Raw genomic sequence first — 25,451 nt, forward strand, 5'->3', positions numbered from 1 at the left:
GTCAGGAGATGTCAGCGCCACACTTCAGCGCGCGGCACGCTGCCGTCCTTCGGGATAGGATAGCGGCCTGACCGTACCAACACCGCGATTTGCGAAGGCTTTCGCCGCGCTCCCGGGGCCCGTGTGCCCTGCCAGGCCTGTCTTCGCAATTCGCACGCCGCACGCAAGCTATCAGCTAGCCACTCGCAAGCCACGCTTTAAAGGACGCATCCCATGTCATCCGGTGTCATCCGTATCCGCGGAGCCCGTCAGCACAATCTCAAGAATCTCGACCTCGACCTGCACACCGGCGAAATGACCGTGGTGACGGGGCCGTCGGGCTCGGGCAAATCGAGCCTGGTGTTCGATACGCTCTACGCCGAAGGGCAGCGGCGCTATGTCGAAACCTTCAGCGCCTATGCGCGCCAGTTCCTGGACCGCATGGACCGGCCGCAGGTGGACCGGGTGGACGGCGTGCCGCCGGCCATCGCCATCGACCAGACCAACCCGGTGCGCAGCTCGCGCTCCACGGTCGGCACGATGACGGAGCTCAACGATCACCTGAAGCTGCTGTACGCGCGCGCCGCCGAGCTGTTCGACCGCCAGACCGCGCAGCCCGTGCGGCATGACTCGCCGGAAACCATCTACGCGGAGCTGCAAGCACGTGCCGCCCAGGGCGATCCACGCCTGGTCGTCACCTTCCCGGTGGAACTGCCGGAAACCACCACCGATGCCGAGATCGAGCAGTGGCTCTCCGTCAGCGGCTACACGCGCGTGCAGGCGCAGCGCGTGGTGGCCTCGCCCACCGGCCCGCGCAAGGTGCTGGACGTGGTGGCCGACCGCTTCCGTCTCGGCAATACCGAGAAGGTGCGGGCGCTGGAAGCCATCGAGGCATCGCTCAAGCGCGGCAGCGGCCGGGTCAACGTCTATGTGCCCGACACTGCCAATGAGGGCGCGGAGCCACAGGTTTGGCGCTTCTCCACCGGCCTGCACAGCCCGGAAAGCGATATCCGCTATGCCGATCCGCAGCCCGCGCTGTTCTCCTTCAACTCCGCCTACGGCGCCTGCGAGACCTGCCGCGGCTTCGGCCGCGTGATCGGCGTCGACCTCGGCCTGGTGATCCCGGACGAGCGCAAGACGCTGCGCGGCGGCGCCATCAAGCCGATGCAGACGCCGGCCTGGAAGGAGTGCCAGGACGACCTGATGCGCTACGCCGCCAAGGCGGGCATTCCGCGCGACGTGGCCTGGTCGAGCCTCACCCCGGCCGAGCGCGCCTGGGTCATCGACGGCTCGCCGGACTGGAACGGCAAGTGGAATACGCACTGGTATGGCGTCAAGCGCTTTTTCGACTACCTGGAGTCGAAGGCGTACAAGATGCACATCCGCGTGCTGCTATCGAAGTACCGCAGCTATACGCCGTGCGAGACCTGCGACGGCGCGCGGCTGAAGACCGAGGCGCTGTTGTGGCGCCTGGGCAGCAAGCCGGGTGCGGACGCCGTGTGCGCGCCGGAGAAGCGCTTCCTGCCGCGCGGCGTGGACTGGGACCGCACGCAGCTCGAAGCGCTGCCGGGCCTCACCGTGCACGACCTGATGCTGATGCCGATCGAGCGCATCCGCAAGTTCTTCGACGAGCTCACGCTGCCGAGCCTGATGCTCGATGACGCGCTCAAGCTATTGCTGGCCGAAGTGCGCACGCGCCTGAAATACCTGTGCGACGTGGGCCTGGGCTACCTGACGCTGGACCGCCAGAGCCGCACGCTGTCCGGCGGCGAGGTGCAACGGATCAACCTCACCACCGCGCTGGGCACTTCGCTGGTCAAGACGCTGTTCGTACTGGATGAGCCCAGCATCGGCCTGCACCCGCGCGACCTGAACCGCATCGTCGAGGCCATGCATCGCCTGCGTGACGCCGGCAATACGCTGGTGGTGGTGGAGCACGATCCTTCGGTGATGCTCGCGGCAGACCGGCTCATCGACATGGGCCCCGGCCCGGGCGAGCGTGGTGGCAACATCATCTTTGACGGCACGCCTGCCGATATCCGCGGTTCGGGCACGCTCACCGGCGAATATCTTGCCGGCCATCGCCAGGTAACCGATCTTTCCCGCTGGCAACCTCGCGCGGTGGATGCCGCCACGCCGCGCATCGTGCTCGAAGGCGCCTCCGAGCACAACCTGCGTGACGTCACCGTGGAGATCCCGCTGCAGCGCCTGGTGTGCGTGACCGGCGTTTCCGGCTCGGGCAAGTCCACCTTGCTGCAGGACGTGCTGTATCCCGCCATGGCGCGCCAGTTCGGCAAGTCCACGGATGCGCCCGGCGCCTTTCGCAGCCTCACCGGCGCGGAACAGGTGGCCGATGTGGTGTTCGTCGACCAGTCGCCCATCGGCAAGACCGCGCGCTCCAACCCGGCCAGCTATGTGGGGGCCTTCGACGAGATCCGCAAGCTGTTCGCCAAGGCGCCCATGGCGCTGCAGCGCAGCTATACCGCCGGCATGTTCAGTTTCAATTCCGGCGACGGGCGCTGCCCCACCTGCGGTGGCTCGGGCTTCGAGCACGTCGAGATGCAGTTCCTCTCCGACGTCTACCTGCGCTGCCCGGATTGCGATGGACGGCGCTACCGCGCGGAAATCCTCGAAGTGAAGATCGAGCGCGCATTGCCGGGCCAGCCGCCGCGCGCGTTCAGCGTGGCCGATGTGCTGGAACTCACCGTGAGCGAGGCCGTGGCGTATTTTGCTGGCGACGCGGCGGTGCTGCGCGTGCTGCAGCCGATCGTCGACGTGGGCCTGGAATATGTGAAGCTGGGCCAGCCGGTACCGACATTGTCGGGGGGCGAGGCCCAGCGGCTGAAGCTGGCCGGCTACCTGGCCGAGACCGCGCAGGCGAGCAATACGCGCGTCAAGCCGATGCCGTACGAGTGCAAGCTGTTCATGTTCGACGAGCCCACCACCGGGCTGCACTTCGACGACATCGCCAAGCTGATGCGCGCTTTCGGCAAGCTGCTCGATGGCGGCCACTCGCTGATCGTGATCGAGCACAATCTCGACGTGGTGCGCGCCGCCGACTGGATCATCGACCTCGGCCCCGAGGGCGGCGACGCCGGCGGTGAAGTGCTGTGCGTGGGCACGCCGGAAGACGTCAAGCGCTGCGCGCACTCGCATACCGGCAAGGCGCTGCTGCAATACGACCGCGCCGTCGGCCATGCCTTCGTCGCGGAGGACGCGGGCGTGCCCTTGCAGGCAGCCTTGCGCGCGGCGCGCGCGCGCCGCGCCATCGAGGGCGAGGACGTGGTGCGCATCGTCAACGCGCACGAGCACAACCTGAAGGCGCTCAACGTCGATATCCCGCACGGCAAATTCAATGTGGTCACCGGTGTGTCGGGCTCGGGCAAATCCACGCTTGCTTTCGACATCCTCTTCCATGAAGGGCAGCGCCGCTATCTCGAATCCCTCAACGCCTATGCGCGCTCCATCGTGCAGCCCGCCGGGCGCCCGGAGGTGGATGCGGTGTACGGCATTCCGCCCACCGTGGCCATCGAGCAGCGCCTGTCGCGCGGCGGCCGCAAGAGCACGGTGGCGACCACTTCCGAGGTCTGGCATTTCCTGCGGCTGATGTATGTGAAGCTGGGCATCCAGCATTGCATCCACGACGGCACGCCAGTCACCTCGCAAAGCCCCGAGTCCATCGCGGCGCAATTGCTGCGCGACTACAAGGGCCAGCATGTGGGCCTGCTGGCGCCGCTGGTGGTCAACCGCAAGGGTGTCTATACCGACCTGGCCAAATGGGCCAAGGCGCGCGGTAACACGCACCTGCGTGTCGACGGCGAATTCCTGCCGGTGGACCCGTGGCCGCGCCTGGACCGTTTCCGCGAGCACACCATCGAACTGCCGGTGGGTGACATCATCGTGTCCGCGGACAACGAAGCCGCATTGCGCGCGCTGCTCGGGCAGGCGCTGGAAGCCGGCAAGGGCGTGATGCACCTGCTGGCGCCGCTCGATGGTCTGCAGCACGCGATGGGCAACGGCGGCACCGCCCGCGTCGGCAGCACCACCGTGTTCTCGACCAAGCGCGCCTGCCCGGTGTGCAGCACCAGCTACCCGGAACTGGACCCGCGCCTGTTCTCCTACAACAGCAAGCACGGCTGGTGCACCAGTTGCGTCGGCACCGGCCTGACCCTCACGCGGGAGCAGCGCGCGGCCTACGACGATACCGTGATGGCCGACGACAACCGCGGGCGCGAGCAGACGCTGCCCTCGGAGCAGCAAGAGCCCGATGACGTCGCCGATACCCCGTGCGCGGATTGCGGCGGCACACGGCTGAACCCGGTGGCGCGCGCGGTCACCTTCGACGCGCACCCCATCGTGGAAGTGGCACAGTGGACGGTGTCCGACACGCACCGCTGGGTGCAGGGCCTGCACCTGGCCGGGCGCGAAGGCGAGATCGCGCGCGACGTGGTGAGCGAGATCCGCAGCCGCCTGCAGTTCCTGGAAGAAGTCGGCCTGGGCTACTTGAGCCTGGATCGCGCCGCGCCCAGCCTGTCCGGCGGCGAGGCGCAGCGCATCCGGCTGGCGGCGCAGCTTGGCAGCAACCTGCAAGGCGTGTGCTACGTGCTTGACGAGCCCACCATCGGCCTGCATCCGCGCGACAACCAGATCCTGCTCGACGCCCTGCGCAAGCTCGGCGAGAAGGGCAACACGCTGGTGGTGGTGGAGCATGACGAGGACACCATCCGCCGCGCCGACCACATCATCGACATCGGCCCCGGCGCCGGCAAGCGCGGCGGCACGCTGGTGGCGCAAGGCGGCGTGGCCGCGCTGTCGGCCAGTGCGGATTCGCTGACCGGGCAGTTCCTCGCCCATCCGATCCTGCATCCGTTGCAGCCACGCCGCGTGGTCAAGCCGGCGGGCAAGAACAGCGAGGCCGTACCCGAGCGCTGGCTGACCGTGCATCACGCCACGAAGCATAACCTGCGCAACGTGACCGCCAGCATTCCGCTGGCGCGGCTGGTTGCCATCACGGGTGTCAGCGGTTCCGGCAAGTCCACGCTGGCGCGCGATGTGCTGATGGCCAACCTGCTCGACGCGGTGGGCCGCTCGGTGATGTCGTCGCCGGCCACGCGGCGCGCGCGCAAGGCGGCGGGCAGCGAGGCGCCCGCGCGCTCGCAGGCCACGGCGCGCACCGAGCCGCGCCGCAAGCTGGAGGTCACGCACAACTGGCAGGGCTGCGAGTCCATCACCGGGTATGAGAGCATCGACCGCGTGCTGGAGGTCGACCAGACCCCGATCGGCAAGACGCCGCGCTCCTGCCCGGCCACGTATATCGGCGTGTGGGACACCATCCGCAAGCTGTTCGCGCAGACGCTGGAGGCCAAGGCACGCGGCTATTCCGCCTCGCGCTTTTCCTTCAACACCGGCGACGGGCGCTGCCCGGCCTGCGAGGGGCAGGGCGTGCGCACCATCGGCATGAGCTTCCTGCCGGATGTGAAGGTGCATTGCGATGTCTGCCACGGCCAGCGCTTCAACCCGGAGACGCTGGCGGTCACCTGGCGCGGCAAGAATATCGGCGACGTGCTGACGATGGAGATCGACGAGGCGGTGGAATTCTTCTCCGCCATGTCCAATATCGCGCACCCGCTGCAGCTGATGAAGGACGTGGGCCTGGGCTACCTGACGCTGGGCCAGCCGTCGCCCACGCTGTCCGGCGGCGAGGCGCAGCGCATCAAGCTGGTGACCGAGCTGTCCAAGGTGCGGGACGACATCACCCGCCGTGGGCAGCAGGCGCCGCATACGCTGTACGTGCTGGATGAGCCTACCGTGGGCCTGCACATGGCCGACGTGGCCAAGCTGATCCGCGTGCTGCACCGGCTGGCCGATGGCGGGCACAGCGTGGTGGTGATCGAGCATGATCTCGACGTGATCGCCGAGGCCGACTGGATCCTCGACCTGGGCCCGGAAGGCGGCGTGGCGGGCGGCGGCATTGTCGCCGCGACCGACCCCGAGGGGCTGGTGCGGGTGCGGGCCAGCCACACCGGCGCGGCGCTGGCGCCGGTGCTGGCCCGCGGCAAGTCGGCTGGCAAGGCAATGCCGGAGAGCGGCAACGACGCCGGGCACCGCCTTGCGGCGGCGCAGTAAAGCCAGCGCGGCGGCCTCGCCCCTCCCCGGAGGGCGAGGCTGCAGGCCGTTTTCACCCGGCGGCCCCGGTAGCTGACACAATGACGGATTCAGCAACTGGTGGCCGCCGCCGGTCCAGCCGTGCGCCACAGAGGTGGCGGCCGGGCGGGCCATGCGTAGCCGCCGCATGACAGCGTGATAGCAAAACCCCTTTCCCTTTTCTCCCTCCTCTCCCTACCCGCCATCGTGACGGCGCTATCGCTCGCCCTGGCCAGCACGTCCGCGCTGGCGGCACCCGCTGCCGCATCGGACGCTAGCGGCGCACGCGCGCCTGCCAAGGCGGGCAAGCGCGCGGCCTCGGCGCCGGCGCCAACCTCCCGGGCCGTTCAGCAAGCCACCACCGCACCGCAGGTCAACCACGACCAATACGCACTGCGCCCCGAGCGCGACGTGCAGCCGCGCAGCAGCTTTGGCCTGCGGATGAAACCCGGCTGGCCGCAGCAGGACGACTCCGGCGGGCCCGGGCGTTAGCCAGCCAGCTCGGCATGCTGCCGGGCATACCGGCGGCAGTGCCTTTGCGGTACGCTCTGTGGGTTCCGCAGTCCGACCCGCAGTCCGACCCTTACACCGCAAGGAGCTCAGATGTCCACCAGCCCGTCCGGCTTTGCGTGCGCCCCGGCCGCAGCCCGCGCCACCGTCCATCACCTGCGCGCCTCGCGCATCCGCGAGGTGGCCAATGCCGGCATCGGCCTGCCCGACGTACTGCCCTTCTGGTTCGGCGAATCCGACCAGGTCACGCCCGCCTTTATCCGCGACGCCGCCAGCCGGGCACTGGCCGGCGGGGCGACGTTCTACACGCACAACCTGGGCATTGCCCCGCTGCGCAGCGCGCTGGCCGACTACGTCAGCGCGCTGCATGGCGCCACCGCCCTGGACAATGTGGTGGTGACCAGCGCCGGCGTCAACGCGCTGATGCTGGCTGCCCAACTGGTGGCCGGGCCCGGTGACCGCGCGGTTGCCGTCACGCCGCTGTGGCCCAACCTGGTGGAAATCCCCAAGATCCTTGGCGCCGAGGTGGAAACCGTCTCGCTCGATTACGGCGCGCACGGCTGGACCCTGGATCTCGACAAGCTGCTGGCCGCGCTGACGCCTGATACGCGCTTGCTCATGATCAACTCGCCGAACAACCCGACCGGTTGGGTGATGTCGCGCGCGGACCAGCAAGCGGTGCTCGCGCACTGCCGGCGCCATGGCATCTGGATCATTGCCGATGAAGTGTACGAACGGTTGTATTACGGCGAAGGCGATGGCGCCATAGCGCCGTCGTTCCTGGATATCGCCAGCCGCGACGAGCGGGTGATCTGCGTCAACTCGTTCTCCAAGGCCTGGCTGATGACCGGCTGGCGGCTGGGCTGGATGGTGCTGCCCGCGGCGCTCACCGACGACCTGGGCAAGCTGGTTGAGTACAACACGTCGTGCGCGCCGTCCTTCGTGCAGGAAGCCGGCATTGTGGCGGTGCGGGAGGGCGAGGCCTTTACCCGTGAACTGGTCGGCAGGCTGCGCGCGGCGCGCGATCACCTGGTGGGTGCGTTGGCTGTGGTGCCGGGCGTGGATGTGCATGCGCCCGAGGGGGCCATGTATGTGTTCTTCCGGCTGGCCGGCGCCAGCGACAGCCTGGCGTTGTGCAAGCAGCTGGTGCGCGAGGCACGGCTCGGGCTGGCGCCGGGAAGCGCGTTCGGGGACGAGGGGGAGGGCTTTGTGCGGTGGTGCTACGCGTGTGATCCGGCGAGGCTGGATGAAGGTGTGCGGCGGTTGCGCGGTTTCCTGGGGCGTTGAGCGCCGCGCCGTTCGCGGTGCGAGCGGGCTGGCGTGCGCCATCTTCATGTCGAGACGGCACCGCTAGCACTAGCATTAGCACTACGCTTCACTGCGCAGCGGCCGCTTCTGCCTGCCACCAGCCGCCCCCTAGCGCCTGCAGCAGCGCCGCGGAATCGGTAAAGCGGCTGGCGGTAGCCTGCGACAGCGAAAGCGCGGCCTGCCGGTACTGCCGCTCGGCATCGAGCACCGCAAGCTGGCTGACGCCGCCGAGACGATACTGGCCGGTCACGATCGATAGCGTATCGGCGGCCTGCTTCGCACTGTCGGCGCGCGCCTGCAAGGTGTTGGCATCGGCCTCCAGCGCGCGCAGCGAATCCGCGACTTCGCGCAGGCCCTGCAGCACCGTTTGCTGGTAGGCCGCGAGCGATTGCGCGTAGGCCGCTTGCGCCGCGCGCTTGCGCGCCACCAGCTCGCCGCCCCGGAACACCGGCTGCACCAGCCCCGCGGCCAGCGACCACACGTTGAGGCTGCCAAACAGATCGCGCGCGGAGAGCGCCTGCGTGCCGGCGCTGCCGGACAGCGTGAGCTGCGGGTAGAGCTGCGCGGTGGCCACGCCGATATTGGCCGACGCCTGGTGCAGCAGCGCCTCGGCCGCGCGGATATCCGGGCGCTGCCTTGCCATGGCGGAGGGCAGGCTCACCGGAAGCGTGGCGGGCAAGGTGAGATCTTCCAGCCGGAACTCGGGCAGCTGGACGCTCGCGGGCGCCTGTCCCAGGTACACGGCAAGCTGATGCCGCGTGGCCGCAAGCTGCTGCACCAGGCCCGGCAGCAAGGCCTGGCTCTGCGCCAGTTCATTGCGCTGGCGCTGCGCGTCCACCTGCGCCACGCCGCCTGCGCGCAAGCGTTGCTCGGTGATGGCGAGCTGGCGCTGCTGCGCCGCCACGATGGCCTCGGTGTTGGCAATCTGCGCGCGCAAGCCGGCCTCGCGGATGGCGGCCGTGGCCACGTTGCCGGCCAGCGTCAGGCGCGCGGCTTCCAGCTCGAAGCGTTGATAGTCCACCGCCGCGCGCAGGCCTTCCAGTTCGCGGCGCTGGCCGCCGAACAGGTCGAGCGAGTAGGAGATTTCCACGCTGGCGCCGTACAGCGTGAACGGCCCGGGACTGGGAAAGGCGGTGATACCAAGCGAGTTGAAGTCGACCTGCTGGCGCGTGGTGTTGAGCTTGGCGTCCACCCGCGGCAACAGGCGCGCGCCGGTGGTGGCCACCAGTTCCTGGCGCGCCTGTTCAATGCGGGCCTGTGCTTGCGCCAGCGTCGGGCTGGCATCCAGTGCCGCGCGGATGGCGTGGTCCAGCGCGGGGCTGCGGAACAGCGTCCACCATTGCGCCGGCACGTCGGCGCCGCTCTCCAGCGTTTGTGCCTGGCCGTGCGGTGCGTCGGCGGCGCTGGTGCGCGCTGGCTGTGTGCCCTCGGTATAGGACGGCGCAGCGGGCGCGGCCGGCTCGGTGAAGTCCGGGCCCACCGCGCATGCCGAAAGCATGGCTGCCGCCAGCACGGCGAGGACCGTGCGGGATGTGGATTTACCGTGTGGCGAGGCTGGCATGGCAGGCTCCTCAATCCAGCGTGCGGCGATAGAAGCGCACTGCAATGGTCATGACGACGACCGTGAACAGGGCCATCGGCCACACGTTCGGCCATAGCTCGGTCCAGCTGTTGCCCTTGAGCAGGATCCCGCGGATCAGGCGGTTGAAGTAGGTCATCGGCAGCACGTTGCCAATGGCCTGCGCCCAGCGCGGCATCCCCTGGAAGGGAAACATGAACCCGGATAGCAGCAGGTTCGGCAGGAAGTAGAAGAACGTCAGCTGCACCGCCTGCAGCTGGTTTTGCGCAAGCGACGACAGTGTGATGCCCACGGTCAGGTTGGCGGCGATAAACAGCAGCGCCGCCAGGTAGACCGCGACCACCGAGCCGACAAAGGGCACGCCGAAGACCCAGCGCGCGGCCAGCAGGATGATGGTGGACTGGATCAGGCCGATGAAGATGTAAGGGATGATCTTGCCGCTGATCACCTCCAGCGGCCTGACCGGCGTGGCAAGCAGGTTTTCCATGGTGCCGCGCTCGCGTTCGCGCGTCATCGCCAGGCCCGTCATCATGACCATGGTCATGGTCAGGATCACGCCCATCAGCCCGGGAATGATGTTGTACTGCGTGAGTCCCTCCGGGTTGTAAAGGCGCTGCACCTGCACGTCGAACGGCGGCTTGCCGCCCGCCAGGTGCGCCAGCGCGCCCTGCAGGTCCTTGTCCGCCACCGAGAACGGCAGCTGCGACAGCGCGGCGATGGCCGAGCCGGTGGCGGAAGGGTCGGTGGCATCGGCCTCCACCAGCAGCGCCGGGCGTTCGCCACGCAGCAGCCGGCTGGTGAAGTCGGGCGGGATGCTGAGCACGAACTGCACCTCGCCCTTCATCAGCGCCTCGCGCCCGGCGGCTTCGTCGGGCAGGGTGCCGACCACGTTGAAGTAGGTGGTTGCCTGCATGCCGGCCACGAAGGAGCGGGTGAACTCGCTCTGGTCCGCGGCGATGACCGCGGTGGTGAGGTGGCGTGGATCGGTGTTGATGGCGAAGCCGAACAGCATCAGCTGCACGATGGGCAGGCCGACGATCATGCCGAAGGTGACGCGGTCCCGGCGCAGCTGCAGGAACTCCTTGAGCACGATGCTCCACCAGCGCTGCAGGGAGAGCGGGAAGCGTGCGCCGTTGGTGGCCTTGGCCGGTTCGCCTGCGTCGCGCGTCATGCCCGGGCCCCCTTGCCGTCCTGCCTGGTTTTTTGCTTTTGCTTGCCCGCGCGCATATTGTCCTCAGCGCCGCTCATCATGTGGATGAAGACGTCTTCCAGGCTGGTCTCGATCGGCTCGATCCGGTGCTGCGGGCCGGCAACGCGGCGCAGCGTGGCTTCCAGTGCGGGCGCGTCGTGCCCGGTGACGTGCAGGGCGCTGCCGAACACCACGGTCTGTTCCACGCCCGGCGCGCCCTTGAGCTGATCCGACAGCGCGGAGAGCTGCTCGCCCTGCACGCTCCAGGTGACGAGCTTCTGGCTGGCTACCACTTCGCTGGCCGTGCCCTGCGCCAGCAGCTTGCCGTAGGCGATATAGGCGAGCTTGTGGCAACGCTCGGCTTCATCCATGTAGTGCGTGCTGACGAGCACCGAGATGCCGCGCGCCGCTAGCTGGTGCAGTTGCTCCCAGAAATCGCGGCGCGCCTTCGGGTCGACCCCGGCGGTGGGCTCGTCCAGCAGCAACAGTTCCGGTTCATGCAGCAGGCAGGCGGTCAGCGCCAGGCGCTGCTTCCAGCCGCCCGAGAGCGCGCCGGCCAGTTGCTGCGCGCGGCTGGCCAGGCCGAGGTGCTCGAGCGCCTGGTCCACCACCTCGCGCCGGCGCGGCATGCCGTACACGCGCGCCACGAAATCCAGGTTCTCGCGGATGGAGAGATCGTCCCAGTAGGAGAACTTCTGTGTCATGTATCCCACGCGCCGCTTGATCTCGGCGGTCTCGCGCAGGATGTCGTAGCCCAGGCAGGTGCCGGTGCCGGAGTCCGGCGTCAGCAGCCCGCACATCATGCGGATGGACGTGGTCTTGCCGCTGCCGTTCGGGCCGAGGAAGCCGAAGATCTCGCCGCGCGCGACTTGCATCGTCAGGTTGTTGACGACGTGCTTGTCACCGTAGTGCTTGTTGATGCCGTGCACGTCGATGGCCAGGGCGCTGGCTTTGCCGGGCCCGCCGTCCAGGGGAGCAACGGTCGCGTTCATGGCCTTGCCACCTCGACCGGCTGGCCCGGATGGAGCTTGGGCGCGTCGGCCGGTGCGGGCCGCGCTTCCACCAGGAACACCAGCTTGTTGCGCGTTTCATTGCTGTAGATCACCGGCGGCGTGTACTCGGCCTGGCTGGAGATGTAGGTGACCGTGGCCGCAATGGGCGCGGCGCAGCCATCGCAGCGCACGCGCACGGCCTGGCCGTTCTTGAACGCGCCGAGCACGGCCTGCGGCACGTAGAAACGCACCTTGACGTTGCCCGGCGGCAGCAGCCGCACCACCGGGCTGCCGGCCGGCACCCAGTCGCCAAGGCGGAAGGGCGTGTCGTAGACCAGGCCGGCCTGGGTCGCGCTCACGGTCTTGCGCGACAGCTTCCACTCGGCCTGCGCCAGCGCGGCGCGCGCGGCGGCCACCTGGGCTTGCTGGGCCGCCTGCTGCGCGGTGCGTCCCGGCAGCCGGGCCACGTCGATATCGCGCTGCAGCTCGCGCACGCGGGCGGCGTCGGAGGCGGCGGTGGCGCGGCTCTCTTCCAGCTGCGCCAGCGCGATCCCGCCGATGGCGTACTGGGCTTCGTCGCGCTTGCGTTGCGCGGCGCTGCGCACCGAGGCGGCTTGCGCCTGCGCCAGCTGGGCTCGGCTCACGTCGACTTCCGGCACGCGCTTGCCGGTCTGCAGGTCGGCGAGTTGGGACTCGGCCACGCGCACTTGTTCTGCCGCTTGCTGCCGGGCCGCGCGCTCGTCGTCGGCCTCCAGCGCGAACAGCGGCGCGCCACTTGCCACCTGCTGCCCGCGCTGGACGGAGATCTGGTCCAGCCGGCCGGCAAAGGGGGAGGCCACGCTGACGAATTCGCCCTCCACATAACCTTGCCAGGAGGGTGGCGCAGGCTCGCCACAGGCAGATAGCAGCGCCGCGCCGATCAGGGCGGCCGATGGCCAGCCTGCACGCAGGTTCGCGACGAGGCGGGAGGAATGAGGCTGAGCGTGGCGAGGCATGCGGGCTCCGTGGCGGGCAGGCTGGGTTCAGGCGGACGGCGGCGCGGCCGGCCCGGGATGCGGTATCGGCGCGATCGGCGCGATCGGCGCGATCGGCGGTACGCCCAAGCCGTGCGCCAGCAGCGCGCTCACGTGACGCACCAGCGCCTCGCTGTCGATGGCGCCGGCGCCGGGCAGGCGGCGCCAGATATGGGTAGTGGCCAGCGGCAGCAGCGTCAGGCCGATCAGCGACACCATCAGCAGCGCCGGCTCCAGGCTGGCGTTGATCTCGCCGCGCGCGCGCGCCGCCGCCAGCGGGCCGATCACCAGGCCAGCGCGCTGCAGCGCGATCTTCTGCAGCACGCGCTGATGCAGCTGGCCGTCCGCGCCGACGATCTCGCGGATCCACAGCCCGGGAAACCATGGCGTGGCGGCGGCGGTGCGGATCAGCCGCCCGGCAATGCCCACCAGCATGGCTGCCGCGTCCGCGCTGTCGGCGGCGGCCGGCGCGAACACCTGTTCCACCAGCGGCTGCAGGCGCTCGTCGACCACCGCGTCAAGCAACTGGTCGCGATCGCGGAAGTAGTAGTGCACGAGCGCCGGGGTGACGCCAGCATGGATGGCGATGGTCTTGATCGGCGTGGCGGCAACGCCGCGCTGGGCGAACAGCTCGGTGGCGGCGTCCAGCAATTGCTCGCGCTGGCCCGCGCTACCCCCATGCCCAGCGGCAGGACGGCCCGGACGGCGGCTTGGGGGCGGGGTGGCAGTAGCAGGCGGCATGGCGGATCCTGAATCTGCAGATAATATTAATTTGTGAATTAATTAATTCAAGGCCGATTACAACGTGATGTTTAAGCAACTTGTCTTCTCATTATGTTGCGCCGCAGCAATGCAAGGTAGACATGTCATAAACGCTTGGCTATGCTTCGTCCGCCCATCAGCCGGGCTTGCCCCTGAATTTGCCTGCGGCTGTTCCCCGGATTTTTTCATGCTGCTTTGTCGCTTCCACGCCGCCCCAGCGCGGCTACGCCTGTTTTTTGCCACTCGCCTGGCGGGTGTGGCCTTGTCGCTGGCCGGCCTTGCCGGCATGGCGGCCATGCCGGCCCTGGCGCAGGGAAAAGCCGGGACAAGCAGCGACGCGCCCGTGCAGGCCGATGCCCCCGAGGACTACGCCTTCCATGGCCAGACCACCTATATCTGGCAGCGCAAGCCGTCCTTCGGCGCGGCCTACTCCGGCGCCAACAGCCTGACGGCGGACCGCGCCAAGAGCTACTCGTTCAGCACCACGCTCGATCTTGGCTTGCGCCTGTGGCGCGGCGCGGAGTTCCACTTCAATCCGGAGGTGACGCAGGGCGTGCCGTTTTCCGAGCTGCACGGCCTGGGCGGGCTGAGCAACGGCGAGCTGGCCAAGGTATCGAGCACCAATCCGGTGTTCTACCGGGCGCGCGCGTTTGTCCGCCAGACCTGGGGGCTGGGCGGCGGCAGCGAACAGCTGGACGCCGATTTCAACCAGCTGGACGGCAGCGTCGACAAGCGCCGCGTGGTGCTGACCGCCGGCAACTTCGGCGTGCTCGATGTGTTCGACCAGAACGAGTACGGCTCCGACCCGCGCACCCAGTTCATGAACTGGTCGTTCATGGCGCACGGCTCCTTCGATTACCCGGCCGATGCGCGCGGCTACAACTGGGGCGTGGCGCTTGAGTACATCGGCGACATGTGGTCGGTGCGGCTTGGCCGTTTCCTGCAACCGCTGGAGTCCAACGGGCTGGAACTCGATACGCGGATGTTCCAGCACTATGGCGACATCCTCGAGTTCGAGAAGCGCTACAACCTGGCCGGCCAGCCCGGCGTGGCGCGCCTGCTGCTCTGGCGCAACAAGGCGCGCATGGGCGCGTTCAGCGATGCCGTGCAACTCGGCGCCGCCACTGGCGCCGCGCCGGACGTGGCCAATGTGCGCGAGGAGCACGCCAAGATCGGCGCGGGATTGTCGCTGATGCAGCGGGTCAACGAATCGCTCGGTGTGTTCGCGCGCGCCAATATGTCGGACGACAAGACCGAGACCTACGCCTTTACGGAAATCGGCCGCCAGGTCGCCGCCGGCGGCGTGCTCAACGGCAATGCGTGGGGCCGGCCGCGCGATGTGGTTGGGTTGGCGGTGTCGGTGAATATGCTGGGGTCGCGGCACCAGGCTTACCTGGCTGCCGGCGGGCAGGGCGCTTTTCTTGGCGATGGCGCGTTGCGCTATGGTCCTGAGCAGGTCGTTGAGCTGTTCTATAGCTTCCAGCCGGTCAAGTACCTGAGCATCAGCCCGGACTTCCAGTACATCCGCAATCCTGGCTACAACCGCGACCGCGGCCCGGCGATGTTCTACGGCGTGCGCCTGCACGCGGAGTTCTGAGTCCCGGGGGCGGCGCCTTGCCGGTGGCTCAGTCGCCCAGCGCGCTCAACAATGCCCTGAGCTGTTTCGCCTTGGCGGGCCCAAGGCTGCGCACGATGCCGTCCTCATGCTGCTGCACCAGGCGATTGAGCCGCTTGGATAGCGCCAGTCCATCGTCGGTGGCGTAAAGCAGCACGCGGCGGTTGTCGTGCAGGTCGGGGCTGCGCATGGCCAGGCCATGGCCGATCATGCGGTCAACCAGCTTGGTCAGGGTGGGCGGATGCATCGCCAGCGCCTGGGCCACCTCGCCCATGGCGTGCCCTTGCTCGTCCGCCAGCACCCGCAGTACTTTCCAATGTTCGACCTGTACGCCTTCCGCCGCCAGCGCCTGTTCCAGCCGGGCGTGGACGGCGAGGTGGGCGCGTGACAGGAGTTGGGCTAGGTAGCTGTCGAAATCGCTCATGAGCAGGCCTGCGTGAAACACTGCGTTAGTATACGGGAAAAATACGGGAAAACTTTCCCAGGAAAGTTTTCTGGCCTTGTCCTCGCTTGCTATTCGTGCGGATCGAGGCGCGCTGACAAGACGCGGCGTTGCCGCCCCGCCCGGCAAGGAGACGAAGCCATGCAATGGAAGCCACTGCAGCCCAGTTGTGCCCCGGCGCCGGACGACCCGGCTTTGACCTGCCTGGTCGATGCGCCGCCGGCCGGCTACGGCGCGCGCCGCGCCGATTGCCTGAACGTCGGCCTGCTAGTCCCGGTGCGGGGCGCCGCAGGGATCTGGGGCCCGTCGGCACGCGCCTGCGCGCAGCTCGCGGCGGAAGAACTGAACCGGCAGGGTGGCATACGCGGGCGGGAGCTCCGCCTCCACGTGTTCAACGCCGTCGACGAGTGCCGCGATATCCCCGACTTGCTCGGCGGCCTGGTGCGCGAGGGCGAAATCGACGCTGTGGTCGGCATGCATACCAGCGCGGTGCGCTCGCGCGTGCGCGCCGCCACGGGGGGACGGATTCCGTTTGTCTATACGCCGCTCTACGAAGGCGGCGAATGCGCGCCCGGTGTCTACGCGATCGGCGAAACACCGGATCAGCAACTCTTGCCCGCGCTGGCGGCGATGTATCGCCAGTACCGCGCGCGCCGCTGGGTGTTCGTCGGCAATGACTGCGTCTGGCCGCGTGCCTCGCACGGGCTGGCCAGCGGCGCACTAAGGGCGCTGGGCGGGGAAGTGCTGGCCGATCGCTATGTGGAACACGGTTGCGCGTCCTATCGCAAGGTCCTGCAGGAGATCGAGATGCTGCGGCCCGATGCGGTCCTGCTTTCGCTGATCGGGCAAGATGCCGTGCGTTTTAACCGCGAGTTCGGCGCATCGGGCCTGCAGCGGCGTGTGCGCCGGCTGTCGTGCGCCATCGAGGAAAACGGCTTGCTTGCCATCGGGGCCGCCAATACCGAGGGGCTGTTCGCGGCCGCCGGCTATTTCGCCGCCCTGCCCAACGAGGCCAACATGGCCTTCAAGGAACGCTATCACGGCCGCTTTGGTGAACGGGCACCGGTGCTGAATGCGCTGGGGCAGTCCGTCTACGATGGCGTGCACTTCCTGGCGGCGCTGGCCGCTGCGCCGCAGCGTGCGCGGCGCACAGCGCCGCTGGTTTTCCGCAGCGTGCGCGGACTGTCGTGGCGCGGCAATGCACGGGTGCAGCAACCGGTCTTCCTTGCCGAGGCCAACGGCCACTTTTTCAACGTCGTCAGGCAACTCTGAGTCCACGGCTGTGTCGCCATGGTTTTCCCTAGCCGCTAAATATTTTCCTTGGAAATTATTTCTTTGGAAAATAATATGACGGCTGCCCCAGGATAACGGGCCATTCTTCTCATGCCTTTCCCACCTTGCACAGGAGTACGCCATGACCGTGAAGCGCCCCACCCAGGCCCAGATGCACGAGCTGATCGCCAGCCTGCACATGACGATGAGCGAGGCCGAATGCGCCGAGTACCTCGCCTTGATGGAAGGCAGCATCCAGGCCTACGACCGCGTCGACGAACTGCCTGACTTCCTGCCCGAGCCGAAGTACCCGCGCAACGCGGGCCACCAGCCGCCGCCCCAGGAAAACCGCCTCAATGCCTGGTACGTCAAGACCGAAGTGAAGGGGGCCGCCGGCGGCGCGCTGGCAGGGCGCTCGGTCGTGCTCAAGGACAATATCTGCCTGGCCGGGGTGCCGATGATGAACGGCGCATCGACGCTGCAAGGCTACGTCCCCGATATCGACGCCACGGTGGTGACGCGCATCCTCGACGCCGGCGGCACCATCGTCGGCAAGGCGCATTGCGAGTGCTTCTGTCTGTCCGGCGGCAGCCATACCAACGCCACCGGCCCCGTGCACAACCCCTATCGGATGGGCTATATCGCGGGTGGGTCGTCCTCCGGTTGCGGCGCACTGGTCGGGGCGGGCGAGGTGGACATGGCGATCGGCGGCGACCAGGGCGGCTCGATCCGCATTCCCGCCGCGTTTTCCGGCTGCTATGGCATGAAGCCCACGCATGGGCTGGTTCCCTATACCGGCATCATGCCGATCGAATCCACCATCGACCACACCGGCCCGATGACCCGCACCGTGGCTGACAACGCCTTGCTGCTGGAGGTGATCGCCGGGCCCGATGGCTTGGACCCACGCCAGTACGCGCCGAGGGTCGAGCGCTATACCGAGGCGCTCGGCAGGGGCGTGGCGGGCTTGCGCATCGGCGTGGTGCGCGAAGGATTCGGCCTGGCCAACAGCGAGGCCGATGTCGATGCCAAGGTACGCGAGGGCGCCCAGCGCCTGGCGCGGCTTGGCGCGGTGGTGGAGGAAGTCGGCATTCCCATGCATCTGGACGGCGCCGCCATCTGGACGCCCATCGCGCTGGAAGGCTTGCAGGCGCAGATGATGCATGGCAACGGCATGGGCTTCAACTGGAAGGGCCTTTACACCACGAGCCTGCTGGAGCGCCATGCGGGCTGGCGCGAGCAGGCGGACCAGCTTTCGCCCTCGCTCAAGTTGTCGATGTTTGTCGGCGAGTTCTTCATGCAGCAGTATGGCGGGCGTTTCTATGCCAAGGCGCAGAACCTCGCGCGTCAGCTGCGCCAGGCTTATGACGACACCTTGCAGCGCTATGACTTGCTGCTGATGCCGACCTTGCCTTTGAAGGCGCAGCCGATTCCCGCGCCCGGTGCGCCGCTGGCCGAAGTGATCCAGCGCGCCTTCGAGATGGTGGCCAATACGGCGCCGTTTGACGCCACCGGTCATCCGGCCATGAGCGTGCCCTGCGGGCTGGGCAACGGGCTGCCGATCGGCTTGATGCTGGTGGGCAAGCATTGGGATGAGGCGACCATCTACCGTGCCGCGCATGCCTTCGAGCAATCGGGAGACTGGCACAAGTTCTGATGCGTAAAAAAGCCCGGCGCACGCGCCGGGCCTTCTCTCTTCTCTGCTGGCTGCAAGGCCTACGGCATCACTGCCGTGCGTTGCGCCGGTTGTCCGGCCACGGCGTGTTGAAGTTGGTGCGGAACGGGTTGATATCCAGCCCGCCGCGCCGCGTATAGCGCGCATAAACCGCCAGCTTCACCGGCTTGCACTGCCGCATCACGTCGGTGAAGATCCGCTCCACGCATTGCTCGTGGAACTCGTTGTGGTTGCGAAACGAGATCAGGTACTTGAGCAGTCCTTCCTGGTTGATCGGCGCGCCCACGTAGCGGATCTGTACGCTGCCCCAGTCCGGCTGGCCGGTTACCAGGCAGTTCGACTTGAGCAGGTGCGAGACCAGTGTTTCTTCCACTGGCGATTCGTCCTGGGCGGCATGCAGCAAGTGCGGCGCCGGCTCGTAGATGTCGGTTTCGATGTCGAGCCGGTCCAGCTGCACGCCGTCCAGCTCGGCCATCTTCTGCGTGCCGAGATCAGCCTCGGTCACCAGGCGCACCTGCACCGTGCCGCCGGTGGCCTCGGACAGGTCGTGGTGCAGCAACTGCTGCAACGCCTCGGGCGAGGCGATCTTGCTCTGGTTGAATGAATTCAGGTAGAGCTTGAACGACTTGGACTCGACGATGTTGGGCGTGTCGGCCGGAATGATGAAGCTGGCCAGCGCCACCTGCGGCTTGCCCTTCATGTTCAGCCACGACAGCTCGTACGCGTTCCAGATGTCCACGCCGAAGAACGGCAGCGCGCGGCCTTGCGCCAGCCCGATCTCCGTGCGCTTGGGCTGGCGCGGGATCGGGAACAGCAACGTCGGGTCGTACTCGGTCTTGTAGGCCGAGGGTTTGCCTAGCGGCGATTGTTCGGGAAGGCTCATGGTTGCCTCGGATGATCAGGACAGGAACAGCTTGTACACGGGATTCTCGGTCTCTTCCCAGTGTACATAGCCCAGCGTGGCGAGGAAGGCGCGGAAGGCGCGCTTCTCGTTCTTGGGCACCTGGATACCAACCAGGATGTTGGAGGTGTCGCCGCCCTGGTTGCGGTAGTGGAACAGGCTGATATTCCAGTTCGGGCTCATGCTCGACAGGAAGCGCATCAGCGCGCCCGGCCGCTCGGGAAACTCGAATCGGTACAGCAGCTCGTCATGCGCCAGCGGCGAGTGCCCGCCCACCATGTAGCGGATGTGCTGCTTGGCCAGCTCATCGTTGGACAGGTCCAGCGTATCGAAGCCGTGGCGGCGGAATCCGGCGGCGATCTTCTCGTTCTCCGCGCGGCTCGCAATCTGCACGCCGACGAAGATATGCGCCATGCTCTTGTCGGCGATGCGGTAGTTGAACTCGGTCACATTGCGCGTGCCGAGCTGCTCGCAGAAGCGCTTGAAGCTGCCGCGTTCCTCGGGGATGCTGACCGCGAAGACCGCCTCGCGCGCCTCGCCCACCTCGGCGCGCTCCGCCACGAAGCGCAGGCGGTCGAAGTTCATGTTCGCGCCGCAGGCAATGGCCACCAGGTGCTGGCCCTTGAGCTTCTCGCGCTCGGCGTAGAGCTTCAGGCCGGCCACGGCCATGGCACCGGCCGGCTCCAGGATGCTGCGGGTGTCCTGAAACACGTCCTTGAGCCCGGCGCAGATGGCGTCGGTGTCCACCAGGATGATCTCGTCGACCAGCTCGCGCGTGATGCGGAAGGTTTCCTTGCCGACCAGCTTCACGGCGGTGCCGTCCGAGAACAGGCCCACTTCCTTGAGCTCCACGCGCTTGCCCGCGTCCACCGAGCGCTTCATTGCGTCGGAGTCCACGGTCTGCACGCCGATCACCTTGATCTCCGGGCGCACGGCCTTGATGTAGGACGCAATGCCGGAGATCAGCCCGCCACCGCCGATCGCCACGAACACCGCATGCAGCGGGCCCGGGTGCTGGCGCAGGATTTCCATGGCGATGGTGCCTTGGCCGGCGATGACTTCGGGATCGTCGAAGGGGTGGATGAAAGTCAGCTTGTGCTTTTTTTCCAGCACCGCGGCGTGGTTGTAGGCGTCGCTGTACGAGTCGCCGTGCAGCACGATTTCCACCCACTCGCCGCCGCGCTCGCGTACCGCGTCGATCTTCACCTGCGGGGTGGTGACCGGCATCGCGATCAGCGCCTTGCACTTCAGGCGCGCGGCCGACAGCGCCACGCCCTGCGCGTGATTGCCGGCCGAGGCGGCGATCACGCCGCGCTTGAGCTCTTCCGGCGACAGCGAGGCCATCTTGTTGTACGCGCCGCGCAGCTTGAACGAGAACACCGGCTGGGTGTCCTCGCGCTTGAACCACACCTTGTTGCCGGTGCGCGCGGAGAGCAGGTTTGCATAGGTGAGATCGGTCTCCTGGGCCACGTCGTACACCTTGGCGGTCAGGATCTTTCTCAGGTAATCGGGTTTGCGGGTCATCGTGGACAGCCGGGGCGGGGATTGGCGGAAACCGGTAATGATAAAGGATGGCGGGGGGCGGCGATGGCTGCACCCCTGTGCAGGCGGCCGCGAAGGGCAGGCAAGCTCACCTTCGTGCGCCGAGGCGCGTTGTGCACCGCAGCGGTGCAGGCACCGCCGTGGCGCGCCCAAGGGGCGCTTGCGCACCTTGTAGGACGAAGCCCGGTGGACGCTGCCGGAACACTCGTGATACGGTGTAACGCAATGCCTTCCCTACCTCTAATCGAACCGAACACCGCACTGTTCCTGGATTTCGACGGTACGCTGGCCGACCTTGCGCCGCGTCCTGACCTCGTGCAGGTCGAACCGGAACTGGTGGGGACGCTGCGCGCCCTGCATCTGCATCTGGGTGGCGCGCTAGCCCTGGTTTCCGGCCGGCCGATCGCCGAGCTGGATCATTTCCTGCATCCGCTGCAACTGCCGTGCGCCGGCGTGCATGGCGCGGAGCTGCGCGACGCGGGCGGCCACCGCCTGCGCCAGCCCGACCCCGGCGTGCCGCTGCTGCTCCCGCCGCTGGAAGTCCTGGTCGGTACGCATCCCGGCTTGCAGCTCGAGCGCAAGTCGGTCGCGGTGGCGGTGCACTACCGCGCCGTTCCCCACCTCGAAGGCATGGTGCGCAACTTCGCGGCCGAACTCGCCAGCGGCGTGCCCGGCATCGAAGTCCTGCACGGCAAGATGGTGGTGGAGCTCAAGCCGGCAGGCATCGACAAGGGTGGCGCCATCGACGCCTTTATGCGCAGCCCGCCATTTGCGCGGCGCACGCCGCTGTTTGCCGGCGACGATATTACCGACGAGGCTGGTTTTGCCGTGGTGCGCCGCCTCGGCGGCGTCGGCCTGCTGGTTGGCGCGCGGCCCAGCGCCGCCACCGTCAGCGTGACCGGCCCGGCCGCGCTGCGCTGCTGGCTGCATCGCTCCGCCAAGGCACTCGAAGTCATGGCCGCCGCGCAGGGCAAGCAGCAGGTTTCCGGAGCTACATCCACAACGACGTCTTGAGGGGGATTCGCTGTGAGCAACCCATCCACCGAGGATAATCCGGCGCGCGCCGGAGGTGCCGGCCGCTACGCCGCCCCTTCGCTATCGCTGGGCATGATCGGCAACTGCGCGATCTCCGCGCTGGTCGACGGGCGCGGGCGCATTGTGTGGTGCTGCCTGCCGCGCTTTGACGGCGACCCGGTCTTCAATGCCTTGCTCGATCCGGGCGAGAACGCTGGCCACTTTGCCATCGAAATCGAGGACTTCCAGGAAGCGCACCAGTGGTACGAGCCCAATACGGCCGTGCTGAGGACCCGGCTGACCGACCGGCATGGCAACAGCCTTGAGATCACCGATTTCGCGCCGCGTTTTTTTCGCATCGGACGTTACTTCCGCCCCACCTCGCTGATCCGCCGCATCCGGCCAGTTCAGGGCGCGCCGCGTGTGCGCGTGACGGTGGCGCCGCGTTTTGACTGGGGGCGCATCAAGCCCGAGATCACGCGCGGCAGCAGCCACGTGCGCTATATCGGCGACGGCACCACGCTGCGCATGACCACCGACGCGCCGCTGACCTATGTGCTGTCGCACACGCCTTTCCTGCTCACGCGCGACCTCAACTTCATCCTTGGGCCGGACGAAACCCTGCAGGGCGGCGTGGAGGAAATCGCACGCGACTTCGAGCAGGAAACCACGGCTTACTGGAGGATGTGGAGCCGCCGTCTTGCGGTGCCGCGCGAGTGGCAGGACGCGGTGATCCGCGCCGCCATTACGCTCAAGCTGTCGCTGTATGAAGAGACGGGCGCCATCGTCGCGGCCATGACCACCAGCATTCCCGAGGCGCCCGGCAGCGGGCGCAACTGGGATTACCGCTTCTGCTGGCTGCGCGATGCTTTCTTCGTGATCCGTGCGCTCAACAGCTTGTCCGAGGTCGGCACCATGGAGGACTACCTGCGCTGGTTGTCCAACGTGGTGATGCAATCCAAGAATGGCCATATCCAGCCGCTGTACGGCATCGGGCTGGAACTCGAATTACCGGAGAGCATGCTCGATCATTTGTCCGGCTACCGTGGCATGGGTCCGGTGCGCGTGGGCAACCAGGCACAGGAGCACTTCCAGCATGATGTCTACGGCAACGTGGTGCTGGGCGCGGCGCAGGCTTTCCACGACCATCGCCTGCTGCACCGCGGCGGGGTGGCTGAGTACCATGTGCTGGAAACCGTGGGCGAGCAGGCGGTACGCGTGTTCGGCACGCCCGATGCGGGCATGTGGGAGCTGCGCACGCGCGCGCGGGTGCATACCTCGTCCGCGCTGATGAGCTGGGCCGCCTGCGACCGCCTCGCCAAGATCGGCGATGCGCTGCAATTGCCCGATCGCGCGGCTTACTGGCGCCAGCATGCCGACGGCATGAAGGTGCGCATCGTGCGCGAGTCCTGGAGCGAGGAACGCCAGGCGTTCGCCGAGAGCTTCGGCGGGCGCGAGCTCGATGCCAGCGTGCTGCTGATGGCCGAGGTCGGCTTTATCGAGCCCAGGGATGAACGTTTCATGTCCACGCTCAAGGCCATGGAAGCGTCGCTGTGCGACGGGCCTTATATGCGTCGCTACGAGGCGCCGGACGACTTCGGCAAGCCCGAGACCGCCTTCAACATCTGCACCTTCTGGCGTATCGATGCGCTCGCGCGCGTGGGGCGCCGGGAGCAAGCGCGCGAGATCTTCGAGGCCATGCTGGCGGCGCGCAATCCGCTTGGCCTGCTGTCCGAGGATACGCACCCCGTGACCGGCGAGATGTGGGGCAATTTTCCGCAGACCTACTCGATGGTGGGCCTGATCAACGGCGCCATGCGCCTGTCCGCGCCATGGGATTCCGTGATCTGAAGGCGCGCGCGGCAAGGCCAGCGCAAAGGAATGTATGGGCAGACTAGTAGCGGTATCCAACCGCGTGGCCGATCCGCGCAACCTTGCCGCGGGCGGCCTCGCCGTGGCACTGGGCGAAGCGCTCAAGGCTACCGGCGGCATGTGGTTCGGCTGGAGCGGCAAGATTGTGGAGGCCGCGCAGGGCGGCACGCCGGGCGAGGGCGAGCTGCATATCCAGCAAGCCGGCAATGTCACGCTGGCTACGGTCGACCTGTGCCGCGAGGACCACGACGCGTACTACCAGGGCTACAGCAATGGCGTGCTGTGGCCGGTGTTCCACTATCGCATCGACCTGGCGGATTTCGACTCCGGTTATCTCAACATCTACCGCCGCGTCAACCAGCTCTTTGCACGCAAGCTTGCCCCGCTGCTGCGCCCGGACGATGTGATCTGGATCCACGACTACCACCTGATCCCGCTTGCGTCGGAGCTGCGCGCCATGGGCTGCGGCCAGCGCATGGGTTTTTTCCTGCATATCCCGCTGCCCCCGCCGCTGATCCTTGCCGCCATCCCGCAGCACGAATGGCTGATGCGAGCCCTGTTCGCCTATGACCTGGTTGGCTTCCAGAGCCAGCTCGATCTCGAGCATTTCTCGCGATACGTGCAAAGCGAAGCGCAGGCCGAGCCCATGGGCGAGTATCGCTTCCGGGCTTTCCACCGCACCGTGCGCGCGCAGGCGTTTCCGATCGGCATCGACGTCGACGAGTTCGCCGCGCTGGGCCAGTGCGAGGAATCGCGCGAGACGTACGAGATGATGCGCGGCCAGTATTCGAGCCGCCGTCTTCTGCTTGGGATCGACCGGCTCGATTACTCCAAGGGGCTGCCGCAGCGGCTCAAGGCGGTCAGGACGCTGATGGCGCAGTATCCGGAGAACCGCCGCAGCGCCACGCTGATCCAGATTGCCGCGCCGTCGCGCGAAACGGTGGACGCCTACGCGGATCTGCGGCGCGAGCTGGAAGGGCTGTCCGGGGCGATCAATGGCGAGTATGGCGAGCTGGACTGGATGCCGGTGCGCTATATCCACCGCACCACGGCACGGCGCCGTTTGCCGGGCCTTTGCCGCGCTTGCCGCGTGGCGCTGGTGACGCCGTTGCGCGATGGGATGAACCTGGTCGCGAAGGAGTTTGTTGCCGCGCAGGATCCGGACGATCCCGGGGTCCTGGTGCTATCGCGGTTTGCTGGTGCTGCCGAGCAATTGCGCGAGGCGTTGCTGGTGAATCCTTACGATATCAATGCTACCGCGCAGGCGATTCAGCAGGCCTTGCATATGCCGCTGGCTGAGCGGCAGTCCCGGCATCAGAAGCTGCTGGAGCGGATTCGGGCGCAGGATGTGCATTGGTGGAGGAGGGAGTATTTGAGGACTTTGGCGGAGACGGATGGGGGGTAAAGGGGGGGAGGGGGTAAGGGGGTAGGGGGGTATTGGGGTGTTTGCTGGCGGTGTTGGTTTTTGGACCCAAGGGCCGGACGACATCGCCCTTGCTTGCTTGGTTGCTGTTTCTTTGAGCGGCGTTGGTTATTGCACCCAAAAGCCATACGACATCCCCCTACGGGGGCTGCCGGTCACTTTTCTTTGACCGGCAAAGAGGGTGGAGACAAAACAAAGAAAGACCTATTCTTCCTAAAC

The 25,451-nt window shown here is 67.4% G+C and carries 17 protein-coding genes; 9 read left to right on the top strand and 8 right to left on the bottom strand.

The window, feature by feature from the left end; translation table 11 throughout:
- The first annotated feature begins 213 nt into the window (after positions 1-213).
- The 3 genes from uvrA to AC1RQK_RS19190 all read left to right on the top strand — a co-directional run bounded on the left by uvrA (position 214) and on the right by AC1RQK_RS19190 (position 7,920).
- Entirely contained in the window at positions 214-6,105 is a 5,892-nt protein-coding gene (gene uvrA / locus AC1RQK_RS19180; protein ID WP_492810513.1) for an excinuclease ABC subunit UvrA, read from the top strand.
- A gap of 174 nt (positions 6,106-6,279) precedes the next feature.
- Positions 6,280-6,615 (top strand): hypothetical protein, encoded by a 336-nt coding sequence (locus tag AC1RQK_RS19185; protein ID WP_492810515.1) that lies wholly within the window; start codon positions 6,280-6,282, stop codon positions 6,613-6,615.
- A 111-nt stretch (positions 6,616-6,726) separates the two neighbouring features.
- Positions 6,727-7,920 carry a pyridoxal phosphate-dependent aminotransferase gene (locus AC1RQK_RS19190; protein ID WP_492810517.1) on the top strand — a complete coding sequence of 398 codons (1,194 nt, stop codon included), beginning with the start codon at positions 6,727-6,729 and terminating at the stop codon, positions 7,918-7,920.
- Positions 7,921-8,008: 88 nt separating this feature from the next.
- Here the strand turns inward: AC1RQK_RS19190 and AC1RQK_RS19195 are convergent, their stop codons facing one another.
- From AC1RQK_RS19195 to AC1RQK_RS19215, 5 genes are read right to left on the bottom strand one after another with little or no spacing between them, the layout of a single operon-like run.
- Entirely contained in the window at positions 8,009-9,502 is a 1,494-nt protein-coding gene (locus AC1RQK_RS19195; protein WP_492810519.1) for an efflux transporter outer membrane subunit, read from the bottom strand.
- Between the two features lie 10 nt (positions 9,503-9,512).
- A complete protein-coding gene (locus AC1RQK_RS19200) occupies positions 9,513-10,691 on the bottom strand; it encodes an ABC transporter permease (RefSeq protein ID WP_492810521.1) in 1,179 nt (392 codons plus the stop codon).
- Positions 10,688-11,701: an ABC transporter ATP-binding protein gene (locus tag AC1RQK_RS19205; protein ID WP_492810523.1), complete on the bottom strand. Its 1,014-nt coding sequence runs from the start codon at positions 11,699-11,701 to the stop codon at positions 10,688-10,690. Before AC1RQK_RS19205 ends, AC1RQK_RS19200 begins: the two co-directional genes overlap by 4 nt.
- A complete protein-coding gene (locus AC1RQK_RS19210; RefSeq protein WP_492810525.1) occupies positions 11,698-12,696 on the bottom strand; it encodes an HlyD family secretion protein in 999 nt (332 codons plus the stop codon). The genes AC1RQK_RS19205 and AC1RQK_RS19210 overlap by 4 nt, the downstream gene beginning before the upstream one ends.
- Before the next feature lie 27 nt (positions 12,697-12,723).
- Entirely contained in the window at positions 12,724-13,455 is a 732-nt protein-coding gene (locus tag AC1RQK_RS19215) for a TetR/AcrR family transcriptional regulator (RefSeq protein ID WP_492810527.1), read from the bottom strand.
- Between the two features lie 208 nt (positions 13,456-13,663).
- On the opposite strand from AC1RQK_RS19215, the gene AC1RQK_RS19220 reads away from it, so the two are divergent.
- On the top strand, positions 13,664-15,073 hold the full coding sequence (locus tag AC1RQK_RS19220) for a carbohydrate porin (RefSeq protein ID WP_492810529.1): 1,410 nt from the start codon (positions 13,664-13,666) through the stop codon (positions 15,071-15,073).
- A 28-nt stretch (positions 15,074-15,101) separates the two neighbouring features.
- Here AC1RQK_RS19220 and AC1RQK_RS19225 read toward each other — a convergent pair whose 3' ends face one another.
- On the bottom strand, positions 15,102-15,515 hold the full coding sequence (locus tag AC1RQK_RS19225; protein ID WP_309407351.1) for a MarR family winged helix-turn-helix transcriptional regulator: 414 nt from the start codon (positions 15,513-15,515) through the stop codon (positions 15,102-15,104).
- A gap of 159 nt (positions 15,516-15,674) precedes the next feature.
- On the opposite strand from AC1RQK_RS19225, the gene AC1RQK_RS19230 reads away from it, so the two are divergent.
- On the top strand, positions 15,675-16,805 hold the full coding sequence (locus tag AC1RQK_RS19230; protein WP_492375786.1) for a substrate-binding domain-containing protein: 1,131 nt from the start codon (positions 15,675-15,677) through the stop codon (positions 16,803-16,805).
- Positions 16,806-16,947: 142 nt separating this feature from the next.
- On the top strand, positions 16,948-18,462 hold the full coding sequence (locus AC1RQK_RS19235; protein WP_492810531.1) for an amidase: 1,515 nt from the start codon (positions 16,948-16,950) through the stop codon (positions 18,460-18,462).
- 67 nt (positions 18,463-18,529) lie between these two features.
- On the opposite strand, the gene queF is transcribed toward AC1RQK_RS19235, so the two are convergent.
- Both queF and ilvA read right to left on the bottom strand, forming a co-directional pair.
- Entirely contained in the window at positions 18,530-19,363 is an 834-nt protein-coding gene (gene queF / locus AC1RQK_RS19240) for an NADPH-dependent 7-cyano-7-deazaguanine reductase QueF (protein WP_043343529.1), read from the bottom strand.
- 15 nt (positions 19,364-19,378) lie between these two features.
- Entirely contained in the window at positions 19,379-20,905 is a 1,527-nt protein-coding gene (gene ilvA / locus AC1RQK_RS19245) for a threonine ammonia-lyase, biosynthetic (RefSeq protein ID WP_174425600.1), read from the bottom strand.
- Between the two features lie 243 nt (positions 20,906-21,148).
- On the opposite strand from ilvA, the gene otsB reads away from it, so the two are divergent.
- From otsB to AC1RQK_RS19260, 3 genes are read left to right on the top strand one after another with little or no spacing between them, the layout of a single operon-like run.
- On the top strand, positions 21,149-21,937 hold the full coding sequence (otsB, locus tag AC1RQK_RS19250) for a trehalose-phosphatase (protein ID WP_492375788.1): 789 nt from the start codon (positions 21,149-21,151) through the stop codon (positions 21,935-21,937).
- Between the two features lie 12 nt (positions 21,938-21,949).
- Complete coding sequence (locus AC1RQK_RS19255; RefSeq protein ID WP_492810534.1) at positions 21,950-23,788, top strand: glycoside hydrolase family 15 protein; 1,839 nt, start codon at positions 21,950-21,952, stop codon at positions 23,786-23,788.
- Between the two features lie 34 nt (positions 23,789-23,822).
- Positions 23,823-25,214 (top strand): alpha,alpha-trehalose-phosphate synthase (UDP-forming), encoded by a 1,392-nt coding sequence (locus AC1RQK_RS19260; RefSeq protein WP_174425597.1) that lies wholly within the window; start codon positions 23,823-23,825, stop codon positions 25,212-25,214.
- Positions 25,215-25,451 lie beyond the last annotated feature (237 nt).

The sequence above is a fragment of the Cupriavidus sp. GW822-FHT02D05 genome (genome assembly GCF_058802485.1).

Bases quoted from the DNA above. Each gene is read 5' to 3' on its own strand.
- ilvA (WP_174425600.1), bottom strand. From the start codon at position 20,905: ATGACCCGCAAACCCGATTACCTGAGAAAGATCCTGACCGCCAAGGTG.
- AC1RQK_RS19260 (WP_174425597.1), top strand. From the start codon at position 23,823: ATGGGCAGACTAGTAGCGGTATCCAACCGCGTGGCCGATCCGCGCAAC.
- AC1RQK_RS19225 (WP_309407351.1), bottom strand. From the start codon at position 15,515: ATGAGCGATTTCGACAGCTACCTAGCCCAACTCCTGTCACGCGCCCAC.
- AC1RQK_RS19200 (WP_492810521.1), bottom strand. From the start codon at position 10,691: ATGACGCGCGACGCAGGCGAACCGGCCAAGGCCACCAACGGCGCACGC.
- AC1RQK_RS19235 (WP_492810531.1), top strand. From the start codon at position 16,948: ATGACCGTGAAGCGCCCCACCCAGGCCCAGATGCACGAGCTGATCGCC.
- AC1RQK_RS19190 (WP_492810517.1), top strand. From the start codon at position 6,727: ATGTCCACCAGCCCGTCCGGCTTTGCGTGCGCCCCGGCCGCAGCCCGC.
- AC1RQK_RS19195 (WP_492810519.1), bottom strand. From the start codon at position 9,502: ATGCCAGCCTCGCCACACGGTAAATCCACATCCCGCACGGTCCTCGCC.
- AC1RQK_RS19205 (WP_492810523.1), bottom strand. From the start codon at position 11,701: ATGAACGCGACCGTTGCTCCCCTGGACGGCGGGCCCGGCAAAGCCAGC.
- otsB (WP_492375788.1), top strand. From the start codon at position 21,149: ATGCCTTCCCTACCTCTAATCGAACCGAACACCGCACTGTTCCTGGAT.
- queF (WP_043343529.1), bottom strand. From the start codon at position 19,363: ATGAGCCTTCCCGAACAATCGCCGCTAGGCAAACCCTCGGCCTACAAG.
- uvrA (WP_492810513.1), top strand. From the start codon at position 214: ATGTCATCCGGTGTCATCCGTATCCGCGGAGCCCGTCAGCACAATCTC.
- AC1RQK_RS19210 (WP_492810525.1), bottom strand. From the start codon at position 12,696: ATGCCTCGCCACGCTCAGCCTCATTCCTCCCGCCTCGTCGCGAACCTG.
- AC1RQK_RS19220 (WP_492810529.1), top strand. From the start codon at position 13,664: ATGCTGCTTTGTCGCTTCCACGCCGCCCCAGCGCGGCTACGCCTGTTT.
- AC1RQK_RS19230 (WP_492375786.1), top strand. From the start codon at position 15,675: ATGCAATGGAAGCCACTGCAGCCCAGTTGTGCCCCGGCGCCGGACGAC.
- AC1RQK_RS19215 (WP_492810527.1), bottom strand. From the start codon at position 13,455: ATGCCGCCTGCTACTGCCACCCCGCCCCCAAGCCGCCGTCCGGGCCGT.